This is a genomic window from Nisaea sp., from assembly GCF_034670185.1.
Taxonomy (GTDB): Bacteria; Pseudomonadota; Alphaproteobacteria; order Thalassobaculales; family Thalassobaculaceae; genus Nisaea.
On record NZ_JAXMNY010000003.1, the window covers coordinates 213,475 to 236,837 of the forward strand.

A 23,363-nucleotide genomic window follows, 5' to 3' on the forward strand; every position below is an offset into this window, starting at 1 on the left:
TGTCGTACCCTGCGATGCAATTCATGTCACCTGCGGGTTCTCAAAAAATGGTGCGATGTACAATTGACGCGCTCCGGCTTGTCTGGGCGCGCGTCCGGTTGTATCGCTAGGCGTCCGCTTCTGAATCCTCCTGAAAGGCCCGCTTCCATGTCCTCATACGATCTGATCATCAAGAACGGTACCGTCGCCACGCCCGGCGCGATCGAGGCGATGGATATCGGGGTGAAGGATGGCAAGATTGCCGGGCTTGGCAGTTTCGATGCCGGATCTGCGGCGGAGGTGTTCGACGCTTCGGGCCTGCATGTGCTGCCCGGTGTAATCGACACCCAGGTGCACTTCCGGGAGCCGGGTGCGGAGCATAAGGAAGACATCGCGCACGGCACCATGGCGGCGGCCATGGGCGGGGTGACGGCGATTTTCGAGATGCCGAACACCAACCCGCTGACGCTGACGCCGGAAACCCATGCTGACAAGATCGCCCGCGCGAGTGCTGGCGGCTGGGTCGACTTCGCCTTCTTTGTCGGTGGCTCGGCGGAGAATGTCGGCAAGCTGCACGAATATGAAAACCTGCCGGGTTGCCCCGGCATCAAGATCTTCATGGGCTCCTCGACCGGCTCCCTGCTGGCCAAGGATGACGAGACGCTGGCGAAGATCCTCGCCGACGGGCGCCGCCGCTTTGCCGTTCACGCCGAGGACGAATACCGGCTGGAAGAGCGCAAGCATATCGCCGAGAAAGAAGGCCATCCCCGCGTCCACAATATCTGGCGCGACGAGGAAACCGCCGTCCTTGCGACCAATCGCATTCTGAAGCTCGCCCGCGATGCCGGGCGGCCTGTGCATATCCTGCATGTGACGACAGCAGAGGAGATGGACATCCTCGCCGCCAACAAGGATATCGCCACCGTCGAGGTGACGCCGAATCATCTCACCCTGGCCGCGCCGGATTGTTACGAGGAACTGGGGTCGCTCGCCCAGATGAACCCGCCGGTGCGCGAGAAGCATCATCAGGACGCGCTCTGGCGTGCCATTGAGCAGGGTGTGGTCGACGTGATCGGCTCCGACCATGCGCCGCACACGCTGGAGGAAAAGGCGAAGCCCTATCCGCAGACGCCGAGCGGCATGACCGGGGTGCAGACCCTGCTGGTCAACATGCTGAACCATATGAATGAGGGACGGTTGTCCCTGCGCCGCCTGGTCGAGCTGACCTCGGCCGGCCCGCAGCGGGTCTACAACATCGCTTGCAAGGGCCGGATCGCCAAAGGCTACGATGCCGACTTCGCCATCGTTGATCTGAAGGCGAAGCGCACCATCACGAACGACTGGATCGCCAGCAAATGCGGCTGGACTCCTTATGACGGTAAGAAAGTCACGGGCTGGGTGATGGCGACGCTGGTGCGCGGTAATATCGTGATGCGTGAGGACGAGCTTGTCGGTAAGGCAACTGGTGCGCCGGTCAAGTTCGTCGAGACACTGTAAGCGTTCGGAAGCGCTTTACCTGACGGGCGGTCTTTCCGGATTGGCACCGCTTACATCCCGCAGTGCAGCATTGTAGGCTGGGACTCGTCCTCCGATTTCTGCTAGGGAAAACCAAAGCCGTATACGAACGGCGCTGACAATCAGGGAGAAAGTCTCATGACCGGATGTATCGTCGGCTGGTCCCATATGCCCTTCGGCAAGCATGAGGGCGAAGATGTCGAAAGCATGATCGTCAAGGTCGCGGCGGAAGCCGTGGCGGATGCGGGTTTCGAGCCGAAGGACGTGGATGCCGTCTATCTCGGCCATTTCAATGGCGGTTTCTCTCCCCAGGACTTCACCGCCAGCCTGGTGTTCCAGAGCTCCGACGACTTCCGATTCAAGCCGGCTACTCGTGTCGAAAATGCCTGCGCCACCGGCAGTGCCGCTGTGCATCAGGGGCTGCACCTGATTGCCGCAAAGAAAGCGCGCGTCGTGCTCTGTGTTGGGGTCGAGCAGATGACCAAGTTGCCGGGCAAGCAGATCGGCGAGACGCTGCTGAAGGCGAGCTATCTGAAGGAAGAGGCCGGTATTGAAGGCGGTTTCGCCGGGGTCTTCGGTCAGATAGCCCAGGCCTATTACCAGCGCCATGGTGACCAGTCCGATGCGCTGGCCATGATTGCGGCGAAGAACCATGCCAATGGCGTGCACAATCCCTATGCCCAGATGCGCAAGGATCTCGGCTACGAGTTCTGCCGGAACGAGTCCGAGAAGAACCCGTTTGTCGCTGGTCCGCTGAAGCGTACCGACTGCTCGCTGGTCTCCGACGGCGCGGCGGCGCTGGTGCTGACCGATGTCGAGACCGCGCTCGGCCGGGACAAGGCCATCGCCTTCCGGGCGGCTGCGCAGGTGAACGACTTCCTACCGCTGTCCAAGCGCGACATCATCCAGTTCGAGGGCTGTGGCGAGGCCTGGAGACAGGCGCTCGGTGTCGCCGGGGTCGGTCTGGACGATCTCAGCTTTGTCGAGACCCATGACTGCTTCACCATCGCCGAGTTGATCGAGTACGAGGCTATGGGGCTGACCGCTCCGGGGCAGGGTGCCCGCGCCGTGAAGGAAGGCTGGACCCACAAGGACGGCAGGCTGCCGGTCAACCCGTCCGGCGGTTTGAAGGCCAAGGGGCACCCGATTGGGGCCACCGGCGTTTCGATGCACGTCCTGACCTCCATGCAATTGCGCGGCGATGCCGGCGACATGCAGATCAAGGGGGCCAAGATGGGCGGTATCTTCAACATGGGCGGGGCTGCCGTGGCGAACTACGTCTCGATCCTCGAGCCGCTGCGCTAAAGGCTTGCGATGACGGATAATAGCGGCGGCCCGTGCCGGCTGGCGCGCCCGGACGAAATCGAGATCGTCCGGGACATCCAGCGGGCGGCGGGGCGCATGTTTCTCGATACGCCCTATCCCGAAGCGGCCGGTGATCCGGTTGACGATGCGGAGACCCTTGCCGCAGCCCAGGACAATTGGTGGCTCTGGGTCACGGTCGATGCCGATGACCGTCCGGTCGGTGCGGCGCACCTCACAATTTTGGGTGACGGGCTGCATATCCGTGAACTCGACGTGCATCCGGACCATGCTGGCGCGCGCCGGGGCGCTGCAATCCTGAATGCGGTGGAGCGCTTCTTCGCCGGCAGGGGCATCGCAGATATCAGCCTTACAACCTTCGTCGATGTACCGTGGAATGCGCCATACTATGAGCGCCTCGGTTTTGGCATCGTGGCGCCGGATGAAATGGATGAGCCGCTCCGGCATATATGGCAATCGGAAGCGGTGAATTTTCCAAGCGAAAAACGGGTGGCGATGCGAAAGCCACTGGGAGCAGGGAGATAAAGATGAGCGACACATTCAAGGCCGTGCTGCTGCGCGAGGCGGACAGGAAAGTCTCGGCGGCAATCGAGCAGGTGCCGGTGACGGACTTGCCGGACGGCGATGTCACCGTGCGTGTCGCCTACACGACGCTGAACTACAAGGACGGCATGGTACTGAACGGAATCGGCCGTCTGGTGCGGAATTATCCGCATATTCCGGGCGTCGATTTCTCCGGCACGGTCGAGACTTCCGAACACCCTGATTTCAAGCCGGGCGACAAGGTCGTGCTGACCGGTTGGCGTGTTGGTGAGATGCACTGGGGCGGCTATGCCGAACTGGCGCGGGTGAAGGGCGATTGGCTGGTAAAACTGCCGGACGGGATCGGGCTCGACGACGCCATGGCAATCGGCACTGCAGGTTTCACTGCGATGCTGGCTGTAGACACGCTGGAACGGCATGGCATGACGAAGGATCAGGGCGAGGTGCTGGTAACCGGGGCGGCCGGTGGTGTCGGCAGTGTCGCGACAGCGATCCTTTCCAACCTTGGCTATAGCGTCGCCGGATCGACCGGACGTCCGGAGCAGGCGGATTACCTCCGCGATCTTGGCGTCTCCCAGGTGATCGACCGGGCGGAGCTGGCAGAGGCGCCGTCACGCCCGCTGGCGGCCGAACGGTTTGCCGGATGCATCGACAATGTTGCCGGAGTCACGCTCTCGAACCTGCTGACCCAGATGAAATACGGCAGCGCCGTTGCGGCAGTTGGCCTTGCCGGTGGGAATGACCTGAACACCACCGTACTGCCCTTCCTGCTGCGCGGCGTCAGCATCCTCGGCATCGACAGCGTAATGTGCCCGAAAGAGCGCCGACTGCAGGTCTGGCAGCGGATCGCGAAGGAGCTTCCGATGCGGAAGCTGCATCACATGATCGAGCGCCACAAGATGGAAGACCTGCCGGAACTGGGCAAGGCGATCCTCAAGGGCGCCGTGCGCGGCCGGACAGTGGTCGAGATCGCGGGCGGCTAATCCGGCTCACGGCTCGAACTTGTGATAGGCGTGCTCGACGGTTGGGTCCCACCGGGAAAGGGCCGGGCGGTCCTCCGTGATGTCGCCCGCGCCCCAGAGGATGCGCCGGCGATCTTCTTCTTCGCTGACTTCATCATCCGGGCAGACGATATAGAATGACCCGGCCTCGATCCCTTGCAGCATGCGCTCTACCACCTGGTCTGGTAGCCAGGCGCCGGGCCGATGCTCGTTCTTGCCCGTCGTCGTCCAGCCAGGTACCAGCAGGTGCGCCGTCACGTTTTCCACGCCGATGCTGCGTAGCTCATGGGCTAGGCTTTCCGTGTAGGATTTCACCGCCGCCTTGCTGAGATTGTAAACCGGGTGGCCGGGCGGGTTGGTGATGCCCTGCTTGGAGCCAGTATTGACGATTACGGCCGGCGTACCCCGTGCCCGCATGCCCGGCAGGAAGGCGCGCGTGCCGTAGATCACCCCCCAGAGATTGACCTCGACCAGCTGGCGCCAGTCCTCGATATCGGCGTCGAACCCGCGCCCGGCGCGCGAGGCGGCATTGTTCAGCAGGATATCCGCGCCTCCGAATTTCTCCCGCACGGTTTCTTCCAGTTTCCGCATCTGGTCCGGCGATGAGACGTCGGTCGGGATGGCTATGATATTCGCGGCATCGTCCGCCTTCGCGATGACCTCCGCTGCCGCGGTAACCAGATCGTCTGATGGCAGATCGGCCAGACACACCTTCAGACCCATCTCCGCGAATCTCAGTGCGGCGGCACGGCCGATGCCAAGAGCCGCGCCGGTAACGACGGCGACATTTCCTTTGGTAAATGCTGGATGTGTCATGAAGCCCTCCCAGTCTGCTCGACTGGTGGACTATCGCGCGCCTTTGCGTCTCTAGCAACGCCGGGGCATCTGTTCAAAGCCCGCCCGGCCTTGCTAGAGTCCTCCTGGATCGCGACACAGCCAGCCGGAGAGCGGGCGCGCGCGAGGGAGGAAATACATGCTGCCAGGCAATATGATGGACCGTCCCCTGACGGTTCCGAGCATCCTTGATTTTGCCGCCGAAATTCACGGCGATGCCCAGGTGATCTCCGCCCGGGTCGAGGGGGATGTGCACCGCTACAGTTATGCCGATGCGCACAAGCGCGTCTCCCGGCTGGCCTACGCGCTCCGCACGCTGGGTATCGGGGACGGTGACCGGGTGGCGACGCTGGCCTGGAACGGCTACCGGCATTTCGAACTCTATTACGCGATCTCCGGTATTGGCGCGGTTTGCCACACCATCAACCCGCGCCTCTTCGAAGACCAGATCCTCTACATCATCGGACATGCCGAAGATCGGATTCTGTTTCTGGAAACGAGTTTTCTGCCGCTGGTGGAAAAGCTGGCAGACCGGTTGCCGTCGGACCTGCGCTATGTGGTGATGTGCGCGGCTGAAGATTTACCGGAAACCAGTCTGAACGTTCTGGCATACGAGGATCTGCTGGCAGGGCAGCCGGACACCATCATCTGGCCCGATCTGGATGAACGTCAGGCGTCCGGGCTCTGCTACACCTCGGGGACAACTGGCAATCCAAAGGGCGTGCTCTATTCCCATCGCTCGACGTTGATCCACACCATGGGATTGCTGGCGGTCGGGCAAAGCATCGGTCTCAGCCCCGAACGCTCGCTTCTGCCGGTGGTGCCACTATTTCACGTCAACGCCTGGGGCCTGCCCTTCGCCGCGCCGCTTGTCGGCACCGATTTCGTGCTGCCGGGGCCGCGCCTCGACGGGCCGGGGCTTTTCGCTTTCATGGATCAGGAAAAGGTCAATACCAGTTGGGGGGTGCCGACGGTCTGGTTCGGTCTGCTCGCCGAGATGCGCAAGCAGGGCCGCAAGCCGGACGGGTTCGATTGTGTGCTGATCGGCGGCTCCGCCGCGCCGAAACCGATGATCGAGGAATTCGAGCGCGATTTCGGTGTCACCGTCGTGCATGGCTGGGGGATGAGCGAGATGAGCCCAGTTGGATCGGTCGGTGTCTTTTATGCCCGGCAGCGAGCTCTGCCGGAAGAAGAGCGTATGCATCTGAAGACGGCGCAGGGCCGCCGCATGTTCGGAGTCGAGTTCAAGATCGTCGACGGGGAGGGCACGCGCCTGCCTCATGACGGCGTTGCTTTCGGCGAGCTGCATGTGCGTGGGGCCGCCATCATGAGCGCCTATTTCAATGACGACGAAGCGACGGACGGGGCGTTCGACGAAGAGGGCTGGCTGAAGACCGGAGATGTGGCCCGGATCGATCTGGACGGCTTCCTGTTCCTCGTGGACCGGACCAAGGATGTCATCAAGTCGGGTGGGGAATGGATCAGCTCTATTGATCTGGAGAGCGCGGCACTGGCGCATCCGGATGTGGCGGAATGCGCGGTGATCGCGGTACCGCACCCGAAATGGGTAGAGCGGCCGTTGCTTATTACGGTGCTGCAGGACGGAGCGCGGCTGACCGCCGGGGAGATGCAGGAATTCCTCGGCGACAGGGTCGCGAAATGGTGGCTGCCGGATGACGTTGTGTTCGTCGACGAACTTCCCCACACGGCAACCGGCAAGCTGTCCAAGATGTCCTTGCGGGAGCAGTTCAGGGACTACCGGCTGCCCGGAGTGTGACGGCGCGGTCTTGGGTTGATGGGCAGGCCTATACTCATTGCCTATGGCTTTCCAACAGTCCGTGCATGCGTGTGGCGGCGGCGCTGCCGGCCTCGTCATAGATGTTGAAAACCTCGTCGATCCCATTTTCCAGGAGTTCCTGTTCCTGGTCCGGGAAAAGCGATGTGGAGACGATCGGACCTTCATAACCGCGCTCACGCATCTGCCTTGCGGCATCGATATTGGATTGATGCTTCGACATCGAGAGCAGGATCATTTCAATGCCGAAATGGGGTCTCACGATACGAGACCAGAATTCGGGATTTGTGGCGTCGCCAAGTACAACGTTGCGCCCCTCATCACGGTTTCGTTCAACCTGCGCTTCATCCAAATCGATCCCGATGATTTTGTCTTCCGCATGGGTGCGCATTTCATCATATGCGGCCCGTCCGACACGCCCCATTCCAAAGATCAGAATGCGGTGCCCGCCAAGATCGATATCTTCATCGCCAATCAAGCGTTTTCGAGTTTGCCATCTGGCCAAGATATTGCTGAAGCGGCTGTAAATCTCTAGCGCGTAAACATTCATGGCAGAGGAGAGAATCAAGGAAATGGACAATGCCAGAGCGATCACCGTCAACCAGTCGGACTCAAGCCACTCCGCGCCAATCGCGATGACGATAACGATCAGACCGAATTCTGAGTAATTGCTCAGGACCAGACCGCCAAACGTCGAGCCCCTGGCGCGCATCCGGAATACCGTCAACAGCCAGATGAAAAGGAGCGTTTTTATCGGAATGAGAACCATTAAAACCATTGCGGTTGCTGTGGTTTCCCATGTTGGCAGACCGGTAAGCCCGATGGTCAGGAAGAAACACACCAAAAACACATCTTTGAAGTTCATCAGTATATTGGCGAGGTGTTTGGCCTTGGTGTGACTAGCCAATAGCGCTCCCAGCGCGAGTGCGCCAAGATCGCCCTTCATGCCCACCAACTCGAACAATGCTGCGCCGCCGAGCGCCATGCTGAACCCGAAAACGGCTAGCAGTTCGCCATAACCGCTCCGCTCCATCAGGTACCCCAGCACATGACGCGCGGGAATAAGGGCGAGAAGGGATACCGCCCAGATTGAAGGCAGTTTTCCTGCGGAAAAGGCTAAGAAAACCACGGCGGCAATATCCTGCATGACCAGGATGCCGATCGCGGCTTGACCATAGCGCGACATCAGTGAGCCACGATCTTCCAGAGTCTTGACGGCGAAGACTGTGCTCGAAAAAGACAGGGCGAACGCGATGATCAGCGCGGTCTGATAGTCCATACCCTCGAAAAGAAGAAAACCGGCCCAGCCGAGGGAAGCGATAAAGGCGGCGGCGAGAATAACCGTAGCGCCCATGTGGAGGCTCGTGGTCGCCCAGATCTCCGGGCGCAGCAACGTGCTTAACCTCAACTTCAAGCCAATGGTGAACAGCAGCAGTGTGATGCCCATATCGGCTATGGAGACAAGGAACTGATCGCTCTCAGCGCCAAAGAGATGCAGAACGAAACCGGCGACCAGGAAGCCGATCATTGGTGGCAGGTTGATTTGGCGAAACAGCAATCCGGACAGAAATGCTATGGCGATCCATGCAGGGTCTCTGTAATCGATTGCAATATTATAAGAGTCCAACGGTCTGGGCTCACCTACGAGACAACGGATAAGTGTTGAACAGTCAGTCGCGCAAACGACGGATTTCCACGTTATTCCAGAGGAGTGTAAGAGATTGCGAGCCTGACGCCCCGCTAAATCTCACAAAGACATTTTGAATGGTCTCACTGGGCGACGCGTGCTCCCAACCTGACAGGTGGGAGGTGCCATCCTTATCGCGGTGCCAGCCAAGGCACCGCGATTATGGCGAGCTGGCTCGGCTTATCCGATATGCGTGCCGAATAGTTCCAGCGTGCGTTCCTTGGCGACCTTCGCGCTGGTGGCATCGAAGCTGCCGCGATGGTCGCAATTGAAGCCGTGGCCGGCCGGATACATGTTGACCGTCAGTTCCGGATGCGCGGCTTTAACTTTCTCGACATCCTCCTTCGGGATGGCGTGGTCCTGCTCACCAAAATGGAAGATCACCGGGCATTTCGGCTTCTCTTCAGCGACCGTGCCGATGCCGCCGCCATAATAACTGGCGCCGGCGGCGAAGCCGTCGATCCGGGTTGCAGCCAGCCAGGCAAGGAAACCGCCCCAGCAATAACCGACCACGCCGACTTTTCCGGCCGCGGCCACGGTGTCCCGTGCGGCGGCGATATCCAGCAGTGCCGGATCCGTCTCGCTGCGGCCCTTGTAATCACGGCCTTTTTCGATGTCGTCGGCTTCGTAGCCGAGCTCGATCTTCGGCTCGATCCGGTCGAACAGGGCCGGTGCGATCGCCAGATATCCCTCGGCCGCGTAGTCGTCCACCACGCTCTGGATATGCGCGTTGATGCCGAAAATCTCCTGAACGACAACCAAGCCGCCGCGGGGCTTGCCGCTCGGCTGTGCCAGATATGCGTCGAACTTGTGTCCGTCCGCAGCCGTCAATTGCATGAACTCGCCCATCAGTCCCTCCGGTGGCTTTGCTCCGTGCGGCGAACTCTAGAGCCAGCGCTTGCAGATGGCAAAGCGGTTTCCGCGTGACGGGCTCGGTGTGATGCGCTAGTCAAAAGGCATGAACGCGCTTCTGAACAAGGCGGCGACCCTCGTGGTGTGCCGAGTTATTACCGACCCGGTCTGACCAGCAGGCCGGGTCATTGTAAACCCTTGTTCCAAAACCCGCGGGTCAACCCGCAGCCGGGCTTCAAGCCCCGGAAACGGTAAAGCGCCATGTCCACCATATTGCATCTGTTCTGCGGCAAGATTGCCGCCGGTAAATCGACTTTCGCCAAACGCCTTTCTGGTCAGTCCGACTCCCTGCTGATCAGCGAGGACGACTGGATGAGCACACTCTATGGGCCAGAGCTGCAGAGCTTCGACGATTATGTCCGCTATTCGGCCAGGCTGCGGGCGGTCATGGAGCCGCACCTGGTCTCTCTACTGCGTGAAGGCACGTCGGTGGCGCTGGATTTTCCGGCCAACACACGGGGGCTGCGGGCCTGGATGCGGGGCGTGGCCGAAGAGGCGGAGGTCCTGCCGATCCTGCATTATCTCGACCTGCCCGATGCGCGGTGCCGAGAGCGTCTCCGCAAGCGCAATGCGAGCGGGACACATGCTTTCGCGCCGAGCGATGCGGATTTTGACCTGATCTCCCGATATTTCGAGACGCCGGAGCCGAATGAAGGGATTGCCGTCATTGTGCATGGAGTACTCTGAGAGGACGCTTGATCCCGGCGGTTATCATCCTTTTGAAGCCTTCACGAACCCTTTGTGATATTGGGGAAATTCTCGGCGCGCCGAGGTGCGGTCAAAATTGAATAACGAGGTTCGAAATGGGGATCGTCACTGACATCGTCCTGCCCTTGGTCCTGGCATTCATGATGTTCACCTTGGGGCTGGGGCTTCGGATTTCCGATTTCGGCCGCTTGCTGACGCAGCCGCGGGACATGGTGACTGGATTGGTCTTCCAGATGCTGCTCCTGCCGCTCGTTGGTTTTTTGCTGGTTTCCAGTTGGCCTTTGGCCCCCGAAATTGCCATGGGAGTGATGTTGATCGCCGTGGCGCCGGGCGGTGTGACATCGAATTTCCTGACCTCGCTGGCGAGAGGAGACGTCGCGCTTTCGGTGTCGCTGACTGCCGTCGCCAGTTTGCTCAGCGTGGTGACCATCCCGCTGGTTCTGGGCATGGCCTATCAACAGATTGTCGGTGAGGCACTCGCCGGGGAAGTCTCAATCGGCAAAACCGCAATCAGCATTTTCCTGATCGTCACCGTGCCGGTCCTGCTCGGCATGGCAGTGCGTCACTTTGTGTCCGATTTGACGGACCGTTGCGTTCCCTACGCCACCAAACTCTCGACTCTGTTCTTCGTGCTCGTCCTCGCGGGCGCAATTCTTCAGGAGCGGGATAACGTGGTGGCGTATTTTGCCGAAGCCGGACTGGTCACGCTTGCACTGAACATCGTCATGATGGTGCTCGCCTTCCTCGGAGCACTGTCGCTTGGGAGCGGGCCGGAGCAGCGTATTTCGATCTGTATCGAATGCGGTCTTCAGAACGGCACCCTCGCCATCGCGGTGGGCGTGCTGATCTTTGGCGGCGGCGCCTACGTCATTCCAGCGGCAACATACAGCCTGATCATGTTCGCAACCGGGCTGCTGTTTCTTGCACTGGCTCGGCGGAAGCTGATACCCGCCGCCAATGCCGAGTGAAGTCCGTAGTGGTCAGACGTTGAAGCGGAAGTGGAAGACGTCGCCGTCCTTCACCAGATATTCCGAGCCTTCGACCCGCATCTTGCCGGCTTCCTTGGCGCCGCTCTCGCCGCCGCAGGCAACGAAATCGTCATAGGAGATGGTTTCCGCCCGGATGAAGCCGCGCTCGAAATCGGTATGGATCACGCCTGCCGCGTTCGGGGCTTTGGCGCCCCGGCCGACGGTCCATGCGCGGGCCTCCTTCGGGCCGACCGTAAAGAAGGTCAGCAGGTCGAGCAGGCTGTAGCCGGCGCGGATGACACGGGCAAGCCCGGTCTCCTCGAGGTCGAGGGTTTCGAGGAATTCGGCTTTCTCTTCTGCGGTGCCGAGTTGGGCAATCTCCGACTCGATCGCGGCTGAGATCACAACGGCGACGGCGCCCTCGGCTTTCGCCATCTCGAACACCTTGGCGGAATACTCGTTACCCTCGGCCGAGCTTTCCTCGTCGACATTGCAGACATAAAGCACCGGCTTGGTGGTCAGCAGTTGCAGGGTGGCGACGATCTTCTGTTCTTCCGGGCTCCAGTCATCGATGGAGCGGCCCGGTTTGCCGTCACGCAGGGCTTCCAGAAGCCTGGTCATGATGGCGACCTGGATCTTTGCATCCTTGTCGCCGGACTTGGCTTTCTTCTCCAGCGGGGAGATCCGGCGCTCCAGGCTGTCGAGGTCGCACAGCATCAGCTCGGTCTCAATGGTCTCCGCATCGCGTAGCGGGTCGACAGATCCTTCGACATGGGTGATGTCGTCGGAGGCGAAGCAGCGCAGCACATGCACGATGGCGTCGACTTCGCGGATGTTGGCGAGGAACTGGTTGCCGAGGCCTTCACCCTTGCTGGCGCCGCGCACCAGACCGGCAATATCGACGAATTCAAGCTGCGTCGGCAGGATGGTTTTCGAGCTGGCGAGTTCGGCCAGCTTGTCGAGCCGCGGGTCCGGCACGGCCACCCGGCCGGTATTCGGCTCGATGGTGCAGAATGGATAGTTCGCCGCTTCCGCTGCTGCCGTTTCGGTCAGCGCGTTGAAGAGGGTGGATTTGCCGACATTCGGCAGGCCAACGATGCCGCACTTGAAGCCCATGACTTAATTTTCCTGACTGTTATCGCTGGCGCCGTCAGCCTTGGCTGGGTCCGGCTTGTTGTTTTGTTTCGGCGGTTTTGGCGGCTTCGGGCGTTGCGGGAACACGGCCTGACTGACCCGGCTCATGAAACCGCTTTCGTCACCACGGACCAGAAGGTCCGCTTCGTCGGCGACGGCGGGCACGAGTTTCGAAAGCCACCCGGTGCGCTCCGCCTTGGCGAAATCCTGCAGCACATAGTCCTTCACCCGGTTCTTATCACCCGGATGGCCGACGCCGAGCCGGACCCGCCAGTATTCCTTGCCGACATGGGCGTCGAGGCTGCGAATACCGTTATGCCCGCCGGAACCGCCGCCGCGCTTCACGCGCAGCTTGCCGGGTTCAAGGTCGATCTCGTCATAGAAGACGATGATGTTTTCGAGAGGAATCTTGAAGAACCGGACCGCTTCGCTGACCGCGCGGCCGGAATCGTTCATGAAGGTGGTCGGTTTCATCAGCAGGACCTTCTCACCGCCGACGGTTCCGTCGGCGGTGAGGGCCTGAAAGCGTGATCGGAAAGGACCGAAGCCATAGCTTGAGGCAATTTCGTCAGCGACGAGAAAGCCTATATTATGGCGCGTCAGCTCGTATTTCGCCCCGGGATTTCCAAGGCCAACGAACAAAAACATCGCTCGGTCCCCTCCCGCCGGGCCGCCTCTCGAGGAGGCGGGCACGGCGTGGCCGATTAGTCTTCGGACTCGGTTTCGGCTTCTTCAGCCGTATCTTCGTCCTCGTCTTCGGATTCGCTGGCTTCACTCTTCATCGCGGACGGTGCGGCGATGGTTGCCACGGTGAAGTCCCGATCGGTGATCGTCGGGGTGACACCTTCCGGAAGTTCGATCGCGCTGATGTGGATGCTGTCGCCGACATTCCAGCCGGACAGATCAAGCGTCAGTGAAGACGGCATCTGGTCCGGACGGCAGCTGACTTCGACTTCATGCCGAACAATGTTCAGAACACCACCGGCCTTGAGGCCCGGGCACTCTTCTTCATTGATGAACTCAACCGGCACTTCGACGGTAATCGTCGAGCTGGCGCTGACCCGAAGGAAATCAACATGCTCCGGACGATCGGTGACCGGGTGCAGCTGGACGTCACGGGCGAGCACGCTGTGCTTCTTGCCGTCGACTTCAAGGTCGATCAGGGTCGAAAAGAAACCGGTCTGATGAAGCAGCTTCGTCAGCGCGCGTTCATTCAGGGTTACGGAAACCGGGTCTTTCTTGTCGCCGTAGATTACGGCCGGGATGAGCCCCGCGCGACGGGCGGCACGGGCGGACCCCTTACCGACCCGGTCACGCGTCTGGGCGCTCAGTGCGATCACATCAGACATTTTATTCTCCAATAAAGATGTTCCGCGTGCGGCTGACCTCCAGGGGTGCCAGCCCGCAAGGCGGAACGGATGAGCGGGGCGTTTTAGTGGCTTTCACCGGAAAAAGCTAGCGCAAAGCGGCCCGGACCGGGATACCGGTCCGGCGCGACAGGTCTAGAAGTTGAAGAGGCTGGAAACCGAGCGCTCTTCGCTGATCCGCCGGATCGACTCCCCGAGCAGCGGCGCGACCGAAATCTGCCGGATATTCCGGGCTACCCGGACGGCTTCCGTGGTCTGGATGCTGTCGGTTGTGACCAGGGACTGCAGCGGCGAGGAGGTGATGCGGGCGACCGCGCCACCGGAGAGAACGCCGTGCGTGATATAGGCATCGACGGACACCGCGCCGGAGGCCATCAGAGCTTCGGCCGCGTTGCAGAGAGTGCCGCCACTGTCGACGATATCGTCAACCAGGATGCAGCGCCGGTCCTTTACGTCACCGATGATGTTCATAACCTCGGACACACCGGCACGTTCGCGGCGCTTGTCGATGATCGCCAGATCGGCGTTCAGCGGCTTGGCCAGCGCACGGGCGCGCACGACACCGCCGACATCGGGCGAGACGATGGTGATTTCCTCATCGCCGTAGCGCTCCGTGATGTCCTTGTGGAACACGGGTGCTGCGAACAGGTTATCTGTCGGGATATCGAAGAAACCCTGTATCTGCCCCGCATGGAGATCCATGGTCAGCACTCGGTCGGCGCCTGCGGAAGTGATCAGGTTGGCGACCAGTTTGGCGGAAATCGGTGTCCGGGAACCCGACTTTCGATCCTGACGGGCATAGCCGTAATAAGGGATGACAGCCGTTATGCGCCGGGCCGAGCTGCGTTTCAACGCGTCGAGCGTGACCAGCAGTTCCATTAGATTGTCATTCGCCGGATAGGAGGTCGGCTGGATGACGAAGACGTCTTCCCCGCGCACGTTCTCCTGGATCTCGACGAACACTTCCATGTCCGAGAACCGGCGGATGTCGGCTTTCGCCAATGGCATGTTGAGGTAGGCGGCAATTGTTTCCGCCAAAGGCCTGTTACTGTTACAGGCCAGGATCTTCATACGAACGTCTGACATTCGTGCCCTGTGATCTCGGTTGGGAAAGGAGCGGTGAAATCCCTATCTTGCTGTGCCTGATCTCGAGGAAACCAGCATCAGTAGAAGCGGGCGGAACATATCAGCGCGTGTTGAAAGCGCGCAAGGGTTATTGCCGCTTTGTGACAGGTTTCTCGCCTATTCTTTGGCGCTCATACGCCCGCAGCAGCGGCAACAGGCCCTGCAGGGCGCCGTCAGCAATAACCGGGGAGTCGGCGACCCAATTGTCATCCATGCTGCCGGAAGGTACCGCGTTCTGCTGGTCTATCACGCCAATTTCTCTGCCGGCGGGATCGATAAGGCGCCAGGATATAGCGACGATGTCCGTATCCGCATTGATTGGCTTGATCTCGATCTTGCCCTTTAGCGAGAGGGCGCTTTCCGCAGTCGCTACGCTGTTCTCTATGGATACGCCGCGGGCGCGAAGTTTGCGTAACAGGGCCTGGCGCAGGATGGCGTTCCCGCTGCCGGCCTTGCCTTCTATCAAATCGACATAGAGCCCGGGAAGATCGGCCGCGGCGACGGTTTCCAGCTGCGGGAGCAGCCAGGCTGCGATGCCTGGCGCGTTCTGGTTGGAGATTTCCCGGAAATGAGCGGCGATGGGCGCCTCCCAGAACGCGGAGGGCGGGGTCGACGAGACGCGTTTCTCTCCGATGACCTTGCCGGATGGATCACTCAGCTCCCAATCAAGGACAAGTTCGGCCGGCTGGCCGACATGGAGTTGCTGATAGCCCTGACCCTTCAGGACATAACTGCGCTTGTTCCGGGCACTGACGCTCGCGATGACACTATGCTCGACGAGCGATTTCGAGATCGCCGCTGCCATGGCTTCTCCGACCCAGTCCACAGGTCCCTCAATCGGCTCGACGTAAATGCCGGCGGCTTCGGGGGCGAGAAAAAATTCGATGGCAGGCTTCTCGTGAGGCTGCCGGCTGAACGGGCGGGGTATTTCTCCGCAGCCGGTCAGGAACAGTGCCAGCAGTACCGGCAGAATGAGTAGGCGCGCGGAAAAGTCCCGGCACGGGAGGCTTTCTTTCATGATCGGGGGCTTAAATCACCAGGACGCAGCTGACAAGCAGCCCGATGATAGCGGCGGTGAACAGGATCTGGAGGTGAGGCATCCGTCGACTTCTTTCCCGGGGTGCTACTTGCGGACAAGGTCGAGCGGAAGCTTCGACAAACGCTCGTTTCCATCTTCCGTGACAATGAAAGTTTCACCGAGAGTCATTGCGAGATCCTTGTCGCTGTCCATCAGGATCATGTGTGTGAAGAACACCATGCCGGGGCGGATTTCAACCGGGTTGCCATGATAGAACATCGGATAATCCATCCAGATCGGCGCGAAGACCGCCCCCAGAGAATAGCCGCACGCATTCATCCGGGCATGGCTGTAACCGCGTCGGTCCATGACACCGGCATGCGCGTCGAACACCGAGCCTACGATATTGCCGGGGCGTAGTGCCTCCCGACAGGCCTCCAGTGCTTCCACGCAGGCGCTGTGCATGTCGTCATGCTCGGGCTTCGGCTTTCCGATCGGGAGCGTGCGCATCATGCAGGCATGGTAGTGCCGGTATGCCCCGGCAAACTCCAATGTCAGTTGATCCTCGGCGTCCAGCGTGCGGCGGCCGGTAAAGTAGCGGCAGAGCAGGGCATCGGAGCCGGAGCCGATAATGAACTCGTTGCCGGGGTAATCGCCACCGCCCTTGAAGACGGCTCCTTGCATGGCCGCGAGTATGTCTCCCTCGAAGGCACCGGGTGCGGTCAGCTCCTGTCCGGCGACGAGGGCATCGTCCGCCAATGCGGCGGCGCGGCGGACATAAGCGAGTTCCGTCGGCGACTTCACCACACGCAACTCTGAGACCAGCTCGGAGCAGTCGGTCAGTTTGCAGAAGCCGTCGAGTTCTGCGTTGATTGCCATGCCGTTCCGTGCGGTCAGGCCATAGGCTTCGTATTCGATGCCGAACGTCTTTCCGGCGCAGCCGATGTCGCTCAGCATCGCTTTCAGCTCGCTCGCCGGCGTCGCGCCGTCCCGGTCCACCCAGACGCGGATATCCTTGATCATGCTGGTGTTCTGCGCCTGCCGGAGATCCGGTGCCCGGGTCATCAGCGCCAGCCGTCCGTCCGCGCCGAGATAAAGGCACTGGAAGAAGCAGAAGCCGAACGTGTCATATCCGGTCAGGTAGAACATGCTCTCCTGACGGAACATCAGCAGGCCGTCGAGGCCGCGCTGCTGCATCAGCTCAATGGCGCGCGTGCGGCGCTCCGCGAGCTCCTGTTCGGCGAAATGCAGCACAAGCTACTCCGATATGACGATGGTTGAGAGTTGCCGTCCGTAATCCGGTTCGTTACGCAGGCGGGAACGCCGGTAACTGAAGAAGTTCGGCTCGTCCTTGCAGGTATCGCAATCCAGCCGGTAGATCTCGCCCAGCCCGAGTAAGGACAGGCGCGAAGTGCAGTAGTTCGAGAGGTCGAACTGGAAGTGCCCCTCGCGCTCGCTGGCGCTGAAGAAGGCGGCATTGTTCTTGTCCTGCTCAAGGAAGGGCTGCGGAAATTCCGGGCCGACCTCGTAGGATGTCTGGCCGATGCATGGGCCGACGGCCGCCTGGATGTTGTCCGCACGTGCACCGAGTTCGATCATCGCGTCGACCGTCGCTTCCATGACGCCGTTCAGGGCGCCGCGCCAGCCTGCGTGGCAGGCGCCGATGATGCCGTCTCCCGGGTCGGAAAACAGAACAGGCGTGCAATCCGCTGTCAGAACGCCGAGGGCGACATTCTTGAGCGTGGTTACCATGCCGTCGGCGCGTGGAGGCTCTTCCGGCCGCTCGTTGCTGTCGATGACATGGACGATTGCGGAATGGATCTGGTTGCAGGTGAAAAGGGACTCCGCATCGCAATCGAGTGCGGCCATGGTCCGTGCCCGGTTGGCGACGACGGCTTTTCGCGTGTCTCCGGAACCCAGCCCGCAATTGAGCGAGCGATAGATCCCCTGGCTGACCCCGCCACGCCTTGTATAGAAAGCGTGACGGATTTTGTCCGTGTTCATCTCGTCAAGTTGGATCACCCTGAAAAGGCTCCCGTTTCACGCACCGACAGGCCTCGCGGCGGGCCGAAACCGGGAAGTGCACCCACTCCCGGTGCGGCGATTGCCACTGCCTTGAACAGCGTGCCCATTTCGGTGGGTTCAATCAAGCGCCGCGCGCCGCTACGGATTGTCGCCGCCTTGGCAGGGGAGGCTTTTCTGACAAGGGCCTCGACCCGGGCCTCTATGCCAAGCGCGGTGAGGAATTGTCCTTGTGTCACGGTGCCGAAGCAGGTGCACCCGCCGGATGCGGCGCTATCGAGAAGTGCATTGAAGTCGACATGGGCGGTCAGGTCCGCAGTCCCCGGCTGGTTCAGCACGTCCGCATACTGGTGGCCGCGCAATGCCTGAAAAGTATCGCCAAAGGCGCTTTTGCCGTGACCGTAATCGAGGAACAGTCCGGCGCCGCCACAAAGGGCAATATGCCGGGCGATCTGCTCCGCGACCGTGCGGCCGTCTTTGCATATCTCGAATATGTCGCCCTCGACCGGTGCCAGGGCGGAAGGTACCAGCCGAATCAGTTCCACTGGTGCAGGCATATCCGACCAGCCTAGGGCGTCGCTTTCATTGTCCCAGGCGATGCATCGCTCCCGCCACATACCATCACGGTGGATCAGTTGCCGGATCGGCAGGGCATCGAAGAATTCATTGCCGAGGGTCAGAGACGGATGGCTCGGGAGCGTTTCCGCTGTGTCATGCCAGCTGACTTCGATACCGGACAGCGTCTCGCGCTGGAGCGCGCGAAGCCTCGGACTGGCTTCGACGAGATGAACCTCAATGGCATCGCAGAAGCCCGGCACGATGCGGGCAGCGCGAAGGGCGTCGGCCAACAATGTGCCGCGGCCGGGGCCGAATTCGACCAGCGCGATTTTGGACGGGCTGCCGGTCTGCTGCCAGACGGCGGCGCACCAGAGGCCGATCAGCTCACCGAAAACCTGGCTGATTTCCGGCGCGGTAATGAAGTCGCCCGCGACCCCGAACGGCTCGCGCGTTGTGTAATAGCCATGTTCGGGGTGCAGCAGGGCTTCCTGCATGTAGCGCGCGACGGTGAGCGGGCCGTCTGCCTCGATCAAGGCCTTCAGGTGTGTGGAAAGCGGGCTTGCCGTCATGCGTTATCAGAGAGTGACGGGCGGCGGAGGGCCCAGATCATGACCGCGCTCCCGACCAGGATCATCGGTATTGAAAGAAGCTGTCCCATTGTCGCGCCGGCGAACAGGAAGCCGAGTTGCGCATCGGGTTCCCGAAAGAATTCGACGGTGAAGCGGGCGATGCCGTATCCGGCAAAGAACAGGCCGCCGATGGCGCCCGGATAGCGTCTGATATCGGTGCGGGCGATCAGCAGCACGACAACAGTGAACAGAAGCAGGCCTTCCAGTGCGGCTTCATAAAGCTGGCTCGGATGTCTAGGCATCGGGCCGCCATTCGGAAAGACCATCGACCAGGGCACATCGGTGGCGCGGCCATAGAGTTCGCCGTTGATGAAGTTCGCGATGCGGCCGAAGAACAGGCCGATCGGTGCCGCCGCAGCCACGATGTCGCCAACCAGGAGCGGATTGATGCCGCGCCTCCGGGCGAACAGAAACAACCCGACGAGCGTGCCGAGCATACCGCCATGGAAAGCCATGCCGCCTTGCCAGACCATCAGGATCTGCGCCGGATTTTCGAGGTAGTAGGGGAGATTGTAGAACAGCACGTAGCCGAGACGGCCACCGAGCACCACGCCAAGCGTGGCATAGACCAGCAGGTCATCCAGCGAGGATGGGTCCATGAAACGCGGGGCGCGGCGGCACAGATGGACGCAATAGCGCCAGCCGAGCATCAGGCCGGCAATATAGGCCAGCGCATACCAGCGGACGGCGAACGGCCCGATGGAGAAGATCACCGGATCGATATTCGGGAAAGGCAGGCCAGCCTGCTCCATCAGTGTCGCTCCCGCGCTCAGCGATAAGGATCTTCGGTGTCGAGATAGTCCTGGACGTAACGCCGTACACCTTCTTCAAGCGGGGTGAACTGGCCCGGATACCCGGCGTCCCGAAGCTTTTCCATACGTGCTTCGGTGAAGTACTGGTAGCGGTCCCTGATCTCCACCGGCGTATCGACGAAATCGATTCGCGGGTCCTTCTCAAGCGCGACATAGACCGCGCGGGCGAGATCGCCGAAGGAGCGGGCCTGGCCGGTGCCGAGATTGAACAGGCCGGAGACATCCGGCGTGTCGTGCAGCCAGATCATCACGTCCACACAATCGCCGACCCAGACGAAATCGCGAAGCTGGCCGCCATCCTCGTAATCCGGGTTGTGTGAGCGGAAAAGAGTGGCCGGCAGGTTGGCTGCGGCGCGCGGGTAGATCTGCGCCACCACACTCTGTTGGTTGCCCTTATGGGATTCGTTGGGGCCGTAGACATTGAAGAATTTGAGGCCGGCCCATTGTTTCGGAGTCTTACGCCCCTCGGCAACCAGCCGGGCGATCCGGCGGTCGAACAGATGCTTGCTCCAGCCATAGGGATTGAGCGGCTGCAGACCGGCGAGGCCGTCGATGCTGGCATCATCCTCAAACCCCTCGCTGCCATCGCCATAGGTCGCAGCGGACGAGGCGTAGATCAGCCTCGCGTCATTCTCGGCGCACCATTTCCACAGATCGACGGAGGTGCGGAAGTTCTGCTTCACGATGAAATCGGCATCGCGTTCGGTGGTTGAGGAGCTGGCGCCAAGATGAAACACGGTCTCGACCATGTCCTTGTGCGAGTCGAGAAAGCTGAACAGGTCCTCGGGCGGGATGATGTCGGCAAGCTCGCGCTTTGCGATGTTGCGCCACTTCTCGCCCGAGCCGAGGACGTCGCAGACCACAATGTCCCGGGCTAGGTCTTCGCGTTCGCTGAGTGCGGCAACCAGGTTCGATCCGATAAATCCGGCCCCGCCTGTAACGACAATCATGCTCGTTCCTCCGCTGCTGCGACAAACAGACCCACGATCTGCCGGTCGCGCTTCTTGGCTCTATATGGTTGTTTCTCGCCCGACGCGGATTGCTTTCGCAAGCTCGAAAGTAGTAGGTCTGGGGACGGACGCTGCTTGTGCCGCGTACTTCTGCCGATTATGCGGCAGCCGTGGCCAGATAGGAGGAGCCGCCGATGCAGACGAATAACAGGTTTTTCGACGACATCGCCAAGATGGCGAATGGCGCTATGTCCGCCGCCGCCGGTGTTCGCGAAGAGATGGAACAGATGATTCGGCAGCAGTTCGAGCGTTATCTCGGCGAACATGACCTCGTGACCTACGAAGAGTTCGCGGCCGTGCGCGAGCAGGCGAGCAAGGCACGCTCCGAGCAGGAAGCGCTTGCGCAACGGGTCGCGATGCTCGAAAAGGAGCTCGCAAGCCTCAAGGAGGCCAAGGCGAAGACAACGCGCCGGGCGCCAAAGCAGGCAAAAACAACGGCTTCCGCCAAATCTGCATCGACGGATACGGCAAAGAACAAATAAGCCGCTGTTTTCTAAAGAAAACTAAATGTACCAATATTTCGGACGCGACCCACGAAATATAGGTTGATCGCGGGTTTCGCATTTGAGAGGCTACTCCTCGTGGTACTTGGCGATTGGTACCACGCTAGATCTAGTCGGGCTGTTAATCGCGGTCTGACGGACCGAGCTTCCCTGTCTACGATCGTCCCGGAGCGCCGGACAGCGCACCTCTCAGAGGGGGTTTGATAGTATGTCTCTGACTTACGTCGAAACGGTTGAAGTTCCCCGTAATCCGTTAGACCTGATGGAGGAAATTGTCGGAGCCAATGATTGGGCTCACGAGCGTGCGAGCACCGATGAGCTTGCCGTCGAAATCCAAGGCCGCTGGGCTGACTACCGGCTCTTTTTCCTCTGGCAGGAGGATATGGGAGCACTTCACTTCTCGTGCATTTTTGAAAGCCGGGTTCCGGTCGAGAAACGGCGCGAGGTCCATTCCCTGCTTGCAATGATCAACGAGAAACTCTGGCTCGGACATTTCGACCTCTCCACTGAGGACGGGACGCCGATGTTCCGGCAGACGTGTCTGCTGCGTGGCGCGCAATCTGCGAGCGTCGAGCAGCTTGAGGATCTGGTCGATGTTGCCCTGACCGAATGCGAGCGCTTTTTCCCCGCGTTCCAATTCGTCATCTGGGGTGGCAAGTCGGCGGAAGAGGCCATGCAGGCCTCGCTGCTGGATGTCGTCGGAGAAGCTTGAGATTGCAATGAACAAATCTCTCCTGCTGCTCGGATGCGGCAAAATGGGCGGCGCCCTTCTTCAAGGCTGGCTTGAAAAAGGCTACGCCGCTCATGGCATATGCGTCATCGAACATTCAGAGGCCGCGACGGCCCAATTCGAAGGCATCGACGGTGTGACGATTGTCCGGGATATTGCGGACGTCCCGGAAGATTTCCATCCGGGCATGATCATGCTGGCGCTCAAGCCACAGATGATGGACGCAGCGGCACCGCTTGCCCGCTACGCAGGCCCGGAAACTGCCTTTCTCTCCATCGCCGCCGGCAAGACCATCCGGTATTTCGAAAGCCTGCTTGGCTCCGACGCCGCGATCATCCGCTCCATGCCGAATACACCGGCCGCAGTCGGACGCGGGATTACCGCCTATGTCGGCAACAAGGCGGCAAGCCAGGCGCAGATGAACCTGGCGGGCGACCTGCTGTCCGCTGTCGGCGAAGCGCTTGAGGTCCCTGAAGAAGGCATGCTCGACGCGGTCACGGCCGTTTCGGGCAGTGGTCCCGCATATGTGTTCCTGGTGATCGAGGTTATGGCTGCCGCCGGCGAGAAGCTTGGCCTTCCCGCCGATCTCGCTATGCGGCTGGCTGCGGCAACCGTTTCCGGGGCGGGTGAGCTTGCCCGGCAATCCTCCGAGCCGGCGGCGCAGCTCAGGCAGAATGTCACCAGCCCGGGCGGGACGACGGCGGAAGCCCTCAAGGTCCTGATGGCCGATGACGGTATCGGTCCAGTCTTCGAGAAAGCGCTGAAAGCGGCGGCGGACCGTTCCCGGGAACTAGCCGGCTAGCTACACGCTGCCTTCCTGTTCAATAACGAGGATTCTGGCTTCGCCGATCGGCTCGGCGACATGCGAATCTCCGTCCTCGGCGTGGAAGATGTCCCCCGGTGTCAGGCGGATGGACCGTATTTCAGTTCCATCCAGGTATTTCATGTCGACTTCGCCGTCGAGCACGACGAAAACTTCCGGGCCATCGTTCACGTGCCATTTGTAGGCCTTGTCAGTCCAGTGCAGCCGTACGCTGGCATTCGAGATAACCTCGATATCCACCGCTTGCCAGGCCTTTGAGGGGCGGAAGTCTGCGGCGTTGTAGTGCTTCATTGCGGGGGCCATCATCACGGTTTCAGGATCGTTCCTTGGTCGCAGGAAACGACAGGGCTGGCAATTTGCGGGCTGA

The 23,363-nt window shown here is 60.8% G+C and carries 24 protein-coding genes; 10 read left to right on the plus strand and 14 right to left on the minus strand.

Going from position 1 to position 23,363, the window contains the following annotated elements; translation table 11 throughout:
- The first annotated feature begins 147 nt into the window (after positions 1 to 147).
- The 4 genes from VOI22_RS14530 (at position 148) to VOI22_RS14545 (ending at position 4,343) form a co-directional block, all read left to right on the plus strand.
- On the plus strand, positions 148 to 1,476 hold the full coding sequence (locus VOI22_RS14530; RefSeq protein WP_323797181.1) for a dihydroorotase: 1,329 nt from the start codon (positions 148 to 150) through the stop codon (positions 1,474 to 1,476).
- Between the two features lie 156 nt (positions 1,477 to 1,632).
- Positions 1,633 to 2,799, plus strand: a complete 1,167-nt coding sequence (locus VOI22_RS14535) for an acetyl-CoA acetyltransferase (protein WP_323797182.1) — start codon at positions 1,633 to 1,635, stop codon at positions 2,797 to 2,799.
- 9 nt (positions 2,800 to 2,808) lie between these two features.
- Positions 2,809 to 3,342, plus strand: coding sequence for a GNAT family N-acetyltransferase (locus VOI22_RS14540; RefSeq protein WP_323797183.1), 534 nt, complete (start codon positions 2,809 to 2,811; stop codon positions 3,340 to 3,342).
- Positions 3,343 to 3,344: 2 nt separating this feature from the next.
- Complete coding sequence (locus VOI22_RS14545) at positions 3,345 to 4,343, plus strand: MDR family oxidoreductase (RefSeq protein ID WP_323797184.1); 999 nt, start codon at positions 3,345 to 3,347, stop codon at positions 4,341 to 4,343.
- 6 nt (positions 4,344 to 4,349) lie between these two features.
- Here VOI22_RS14545 and VOI22_RS14550 read toward each other — a convergent pair whose 3' ends face one another.
- Positions 4,350 to 5,177: an SDR family NAD(P)-dependent oxidoreductase gene (locus VOI22_RS14550; RefSeq protein ID WP_323797185.1), complete on the minus strand. Its 828-nt coding sequence runs from the start codon at positions 5,175 to 5,177 to the stop codon at positions 4,350 to 4,352.
- 157 nt (positions 5,178 to 5,334) lie between these two features.
- Here VOI22_RS14550 and VOI22_RS14555 point away from each other — a divergent pair, with 157 nt between their 5' ends.
- Complete coding sequence (locus VOI22_RS14555) at positions 5,335 to 6,972, plus strand: long-chain-fatty-acid--CoA ligase (protein ID WP_323797186.1); 1,638 nt, start codon at positions 5,335 to 5,337, stop codon at positions 6,970 to 6,972.
- A gap of 34 nt (positions 6,973 to 7,006) precedes the next feature.
- Here the strand turns inward: VOI22_RS14555 and VOI22_RS14560 are convergent, their stop codons facing one another.
- Both VOI22_RS14560 and VOI22_RS14565 read right to left on the minus strand, forming a co-directional pair.
- Positions 7,007 to 8,617 carry a cation:proton antiporter family protein gene (locus VOI22_RS14560; protein ID WP_323797187.1) on the minus strand — a complete coding sequence of 537 codons (1,611 nt, stop codon included), beginning with the start codon at positions 8,615 to 8,617 and terminating at the stop codon, positions 7,007 to 7,009.
- 240 nt (positions 8,618 to 8,857) lie between these two features.
- Positions 8,858 to 9,526, minus strand: a complete 669-nt coding sequence (locus VOI22_RS14565) for a dienelactone hydrolase family protein (RefSeq protein ID WP_323797188.1) — start codon at positions 9,524 to 9,526, stop codon at positions 8,858 to 8,860.
- 264 nt (positions 9,527 to 9,790) lie between these two features.
- Here VOI22_RS14565 and VOI22_RS14570 point away from each other — a divergent pair, with 264 nt between their 5' ends.
- Together VOI22_RS14570 and VOI22_RS14575 are read left to right on the plus strand one after the other, a co-directional pair.
- On the plus strand, positions 9,791 to 10,276 hold the full coding sequence (locus VOI22_RS14570; RefSeq protein WP_323797189.1) for an ATP-binding protein: 486 nt from the start codon (positions 9,791 to 9,793) through the stop codon (positions 10,274 to 10,276).
- Positions 10,277 to 10,392: 116 nt separating this feature from the next.
- On the plus strand, positions 10,393 to 11,265 hold the full coding sequence (locus VOI22_RS14575) for a bile acid:sodium symporter family protein (RefSeq protein WP_323797190.1): 873 nt from the start codon (positions 10,393 to 10,395) through the stop codon (positions 11,263 to 11,265).
- Between the two features lie 12 nt (positions 11,266 to 11,277).
- Here VOI22_RS14575 and ychF read toward each other — a convergent pair whose 3' ends face one another.
- From ychF to rfaD, 10 genes are all read right to left on the minus strand, one after another.
- Positions 11,278 to 12,381 carry a redox-regulated ATPase YchF gene (ychF, locus tag VOI22_RS14580; RefSeq protein WP_323797191.1) on the minus strand — a complete coding sequence of 368 codons (1,104 nt, stop codon included), beginning with the start codon at positions 12,379 to 12,381 and terminating at the stop codon, positions 11,278 to 11,280.
- Positions 12,382 to 12,384: 3 nt separating this feature from the next.
- A complete protein-coding gene (gene pth, locus VOI22_RS14585; protein ID WP_323797192.1) occupies positions 12,385 to 13,047 on the minus strand; it encodes an aminoacyl-tRNA hydrolase in 663 nt (220 codons plus the stop codon).
- Positions 13,048 to 13,103: 56 nt separating this feature from the next.
- Positions 13,104 to 13,748 (minus strand): 50S ribosomal protein L25/general stress protein Ctc, encoded by a 645-nt coding sequence (locus tag VOI22_RS14590; RefSeq protein ID WP_323797193.1) that lies wholly within the window; start codon positions 13,746 to 13,748, stop codon positions 13,104 to 13,106.
- Positions 13,749 to 13,901: 153 nt separating this feature from the next.
- Positions 13,902 to 14,837, minus strand: a complete 936-nt coding sequence (locus VOI22_RS14595; RefSeq protein WP_028467165.1) for a ribose-phosphate pyrophosphokinase — start codon at positions 14,835 to 14,837, stop codon at positions 13,902 to 13,904.
- Between the two features lie 142 nt (positions 14,838 to 14,979).
- The gene (locus VOI22_RS14600) at positions 14,980 to 15,909 is read right to left on the minus strand and encodes a hypothetical protein (protein ID WP_323797194.1); all 930 of its coding nucleotides are present in this window, start codon (positions 15,907 to 15,909) and stop codon (positions 14,980 to 14,982) included.
- Between the two features lie 105 nt (positions 15,910 to 16,014).
- Entirely contained in the window at positions 16,015 to 17,163 is a 1,149-nt protein-coding gene (locus VOI22_RS14605; RefSeq protein ID WP_323797195.1) for a Xaa-Pro peptidase family protein, read from the minus strand.
- Between the two features lie 3 nt (positions 17,164 to 17,166).
- On the minus strand, positions 17,167 to 17,931 hold the full coding sequence (gene pgeF / locus VOI22_RS14610; protein ID WP_323797196.1) for a peptidoglycan editing factor PgeF: 765 nt from the start codon (positions 17,929 to 17,931) through the stop codon (positions 17,167 to 17,169).
- Positions 17,928 to 19,058 carry a class I SAM-dependent methyltransferase gene (locus VOI22_RS14615; protein WP_323797197.1) on the minus strand — a complete coding sequence of 377 codons (1,131 nt, stop codon included), beginning with the start codon at positions 19,056 to 19,058 and terminating at the stop codon, positions 17,928 to 17,930. Before VOI22_RS14615 ends, pgeF begins: the two co-directional genes overlap by 4 nt.
- Complete coding sequence (lgt, locus tag VOI22_RS14620; RefSeq protein ID WP_323797198.1) at positions 19,055 to 19,870, minus strand: prolipoprotein diacylglyceryl transferase; 816 nt, start codon at positions 19,868 to 19,870, stop codon at positions 19,055 to 19,057. Before lgt ends, VOI22_RS14615 begins: the two co-directional genes overlap by 4 nt.
- A 17-nt stretch (positions 19,871 to 19,887) precedes the next feature.
- Entirely contained in the window at positions 19,888 to 20,880 is a 993-nt protein-coding gene (gene rfaD, locus VOI22_RS14625; protein ID WP_323797199.1) for an ADP-glyceromanno-heptose 6-epimerase, read from the minus strand.
- A gap of 194 nt (positions 20,881 to 21,074) precedes the next feature.
- Between rfaD and VOI22_RS14630 the strand changes: the two genes are divergently transcribed.
- The 3 genes from VOI22_RS14630 (at position 21,075) to proC (ending at position 22,975) form a co-directional block, all read left to right on the plus strand.
- Complete coding sequence (locus tag VOI22_RS14630) at positions 21,075 to 21,422, plus strand: accessory factor UbiK family protein (protein WP_323797200.1); 348 nt, start codon at positions 21,075 to 21,077, stop codon at positions 21,420 to 21,422.
- A 229-nt stretch (positions 21,423 to 21,651) separates the two neighbouring features.
- A complete protein-coding gene (locus VOI22_RS14635) occupies positions 21,652 to 22,155 on the plus strand; it encodes a YbjN domain-containing protein (RefSeq protein WP_028467172.1) in 504 nt (167 codons plus the stop codon).
- Between the two features lie 7 nt (positions 22,156 to 22,162).
- Complete coding sequence (gene proC / locus VOI22_RS14640) at positions 22,163 to 22,975, plus strand: pyrroline-5-carboxylate reductase (RefSeq protein ID WP_323797201.1); 813 nt, start codon at positions 22,163 to 22,165, stop codon at positions 22,973 to 22,975.
- Here proC and VOI22_RS14645 read toward each other — a convergent pair whose 3' ends face one another.
- Complete coding sequence (locus VOI22_RS14645; protein WP_323797202.1) at positions 22,976 to 23,302, minus strand: cupin domain-containing protein; 327 nt, start codon at positions 23,300 to 23,302, stop codon at positions 22,976 to 22,978.
- Between the last annotated feature and the right edge of the window lie 61 nt (positions 23,303 to 23,363).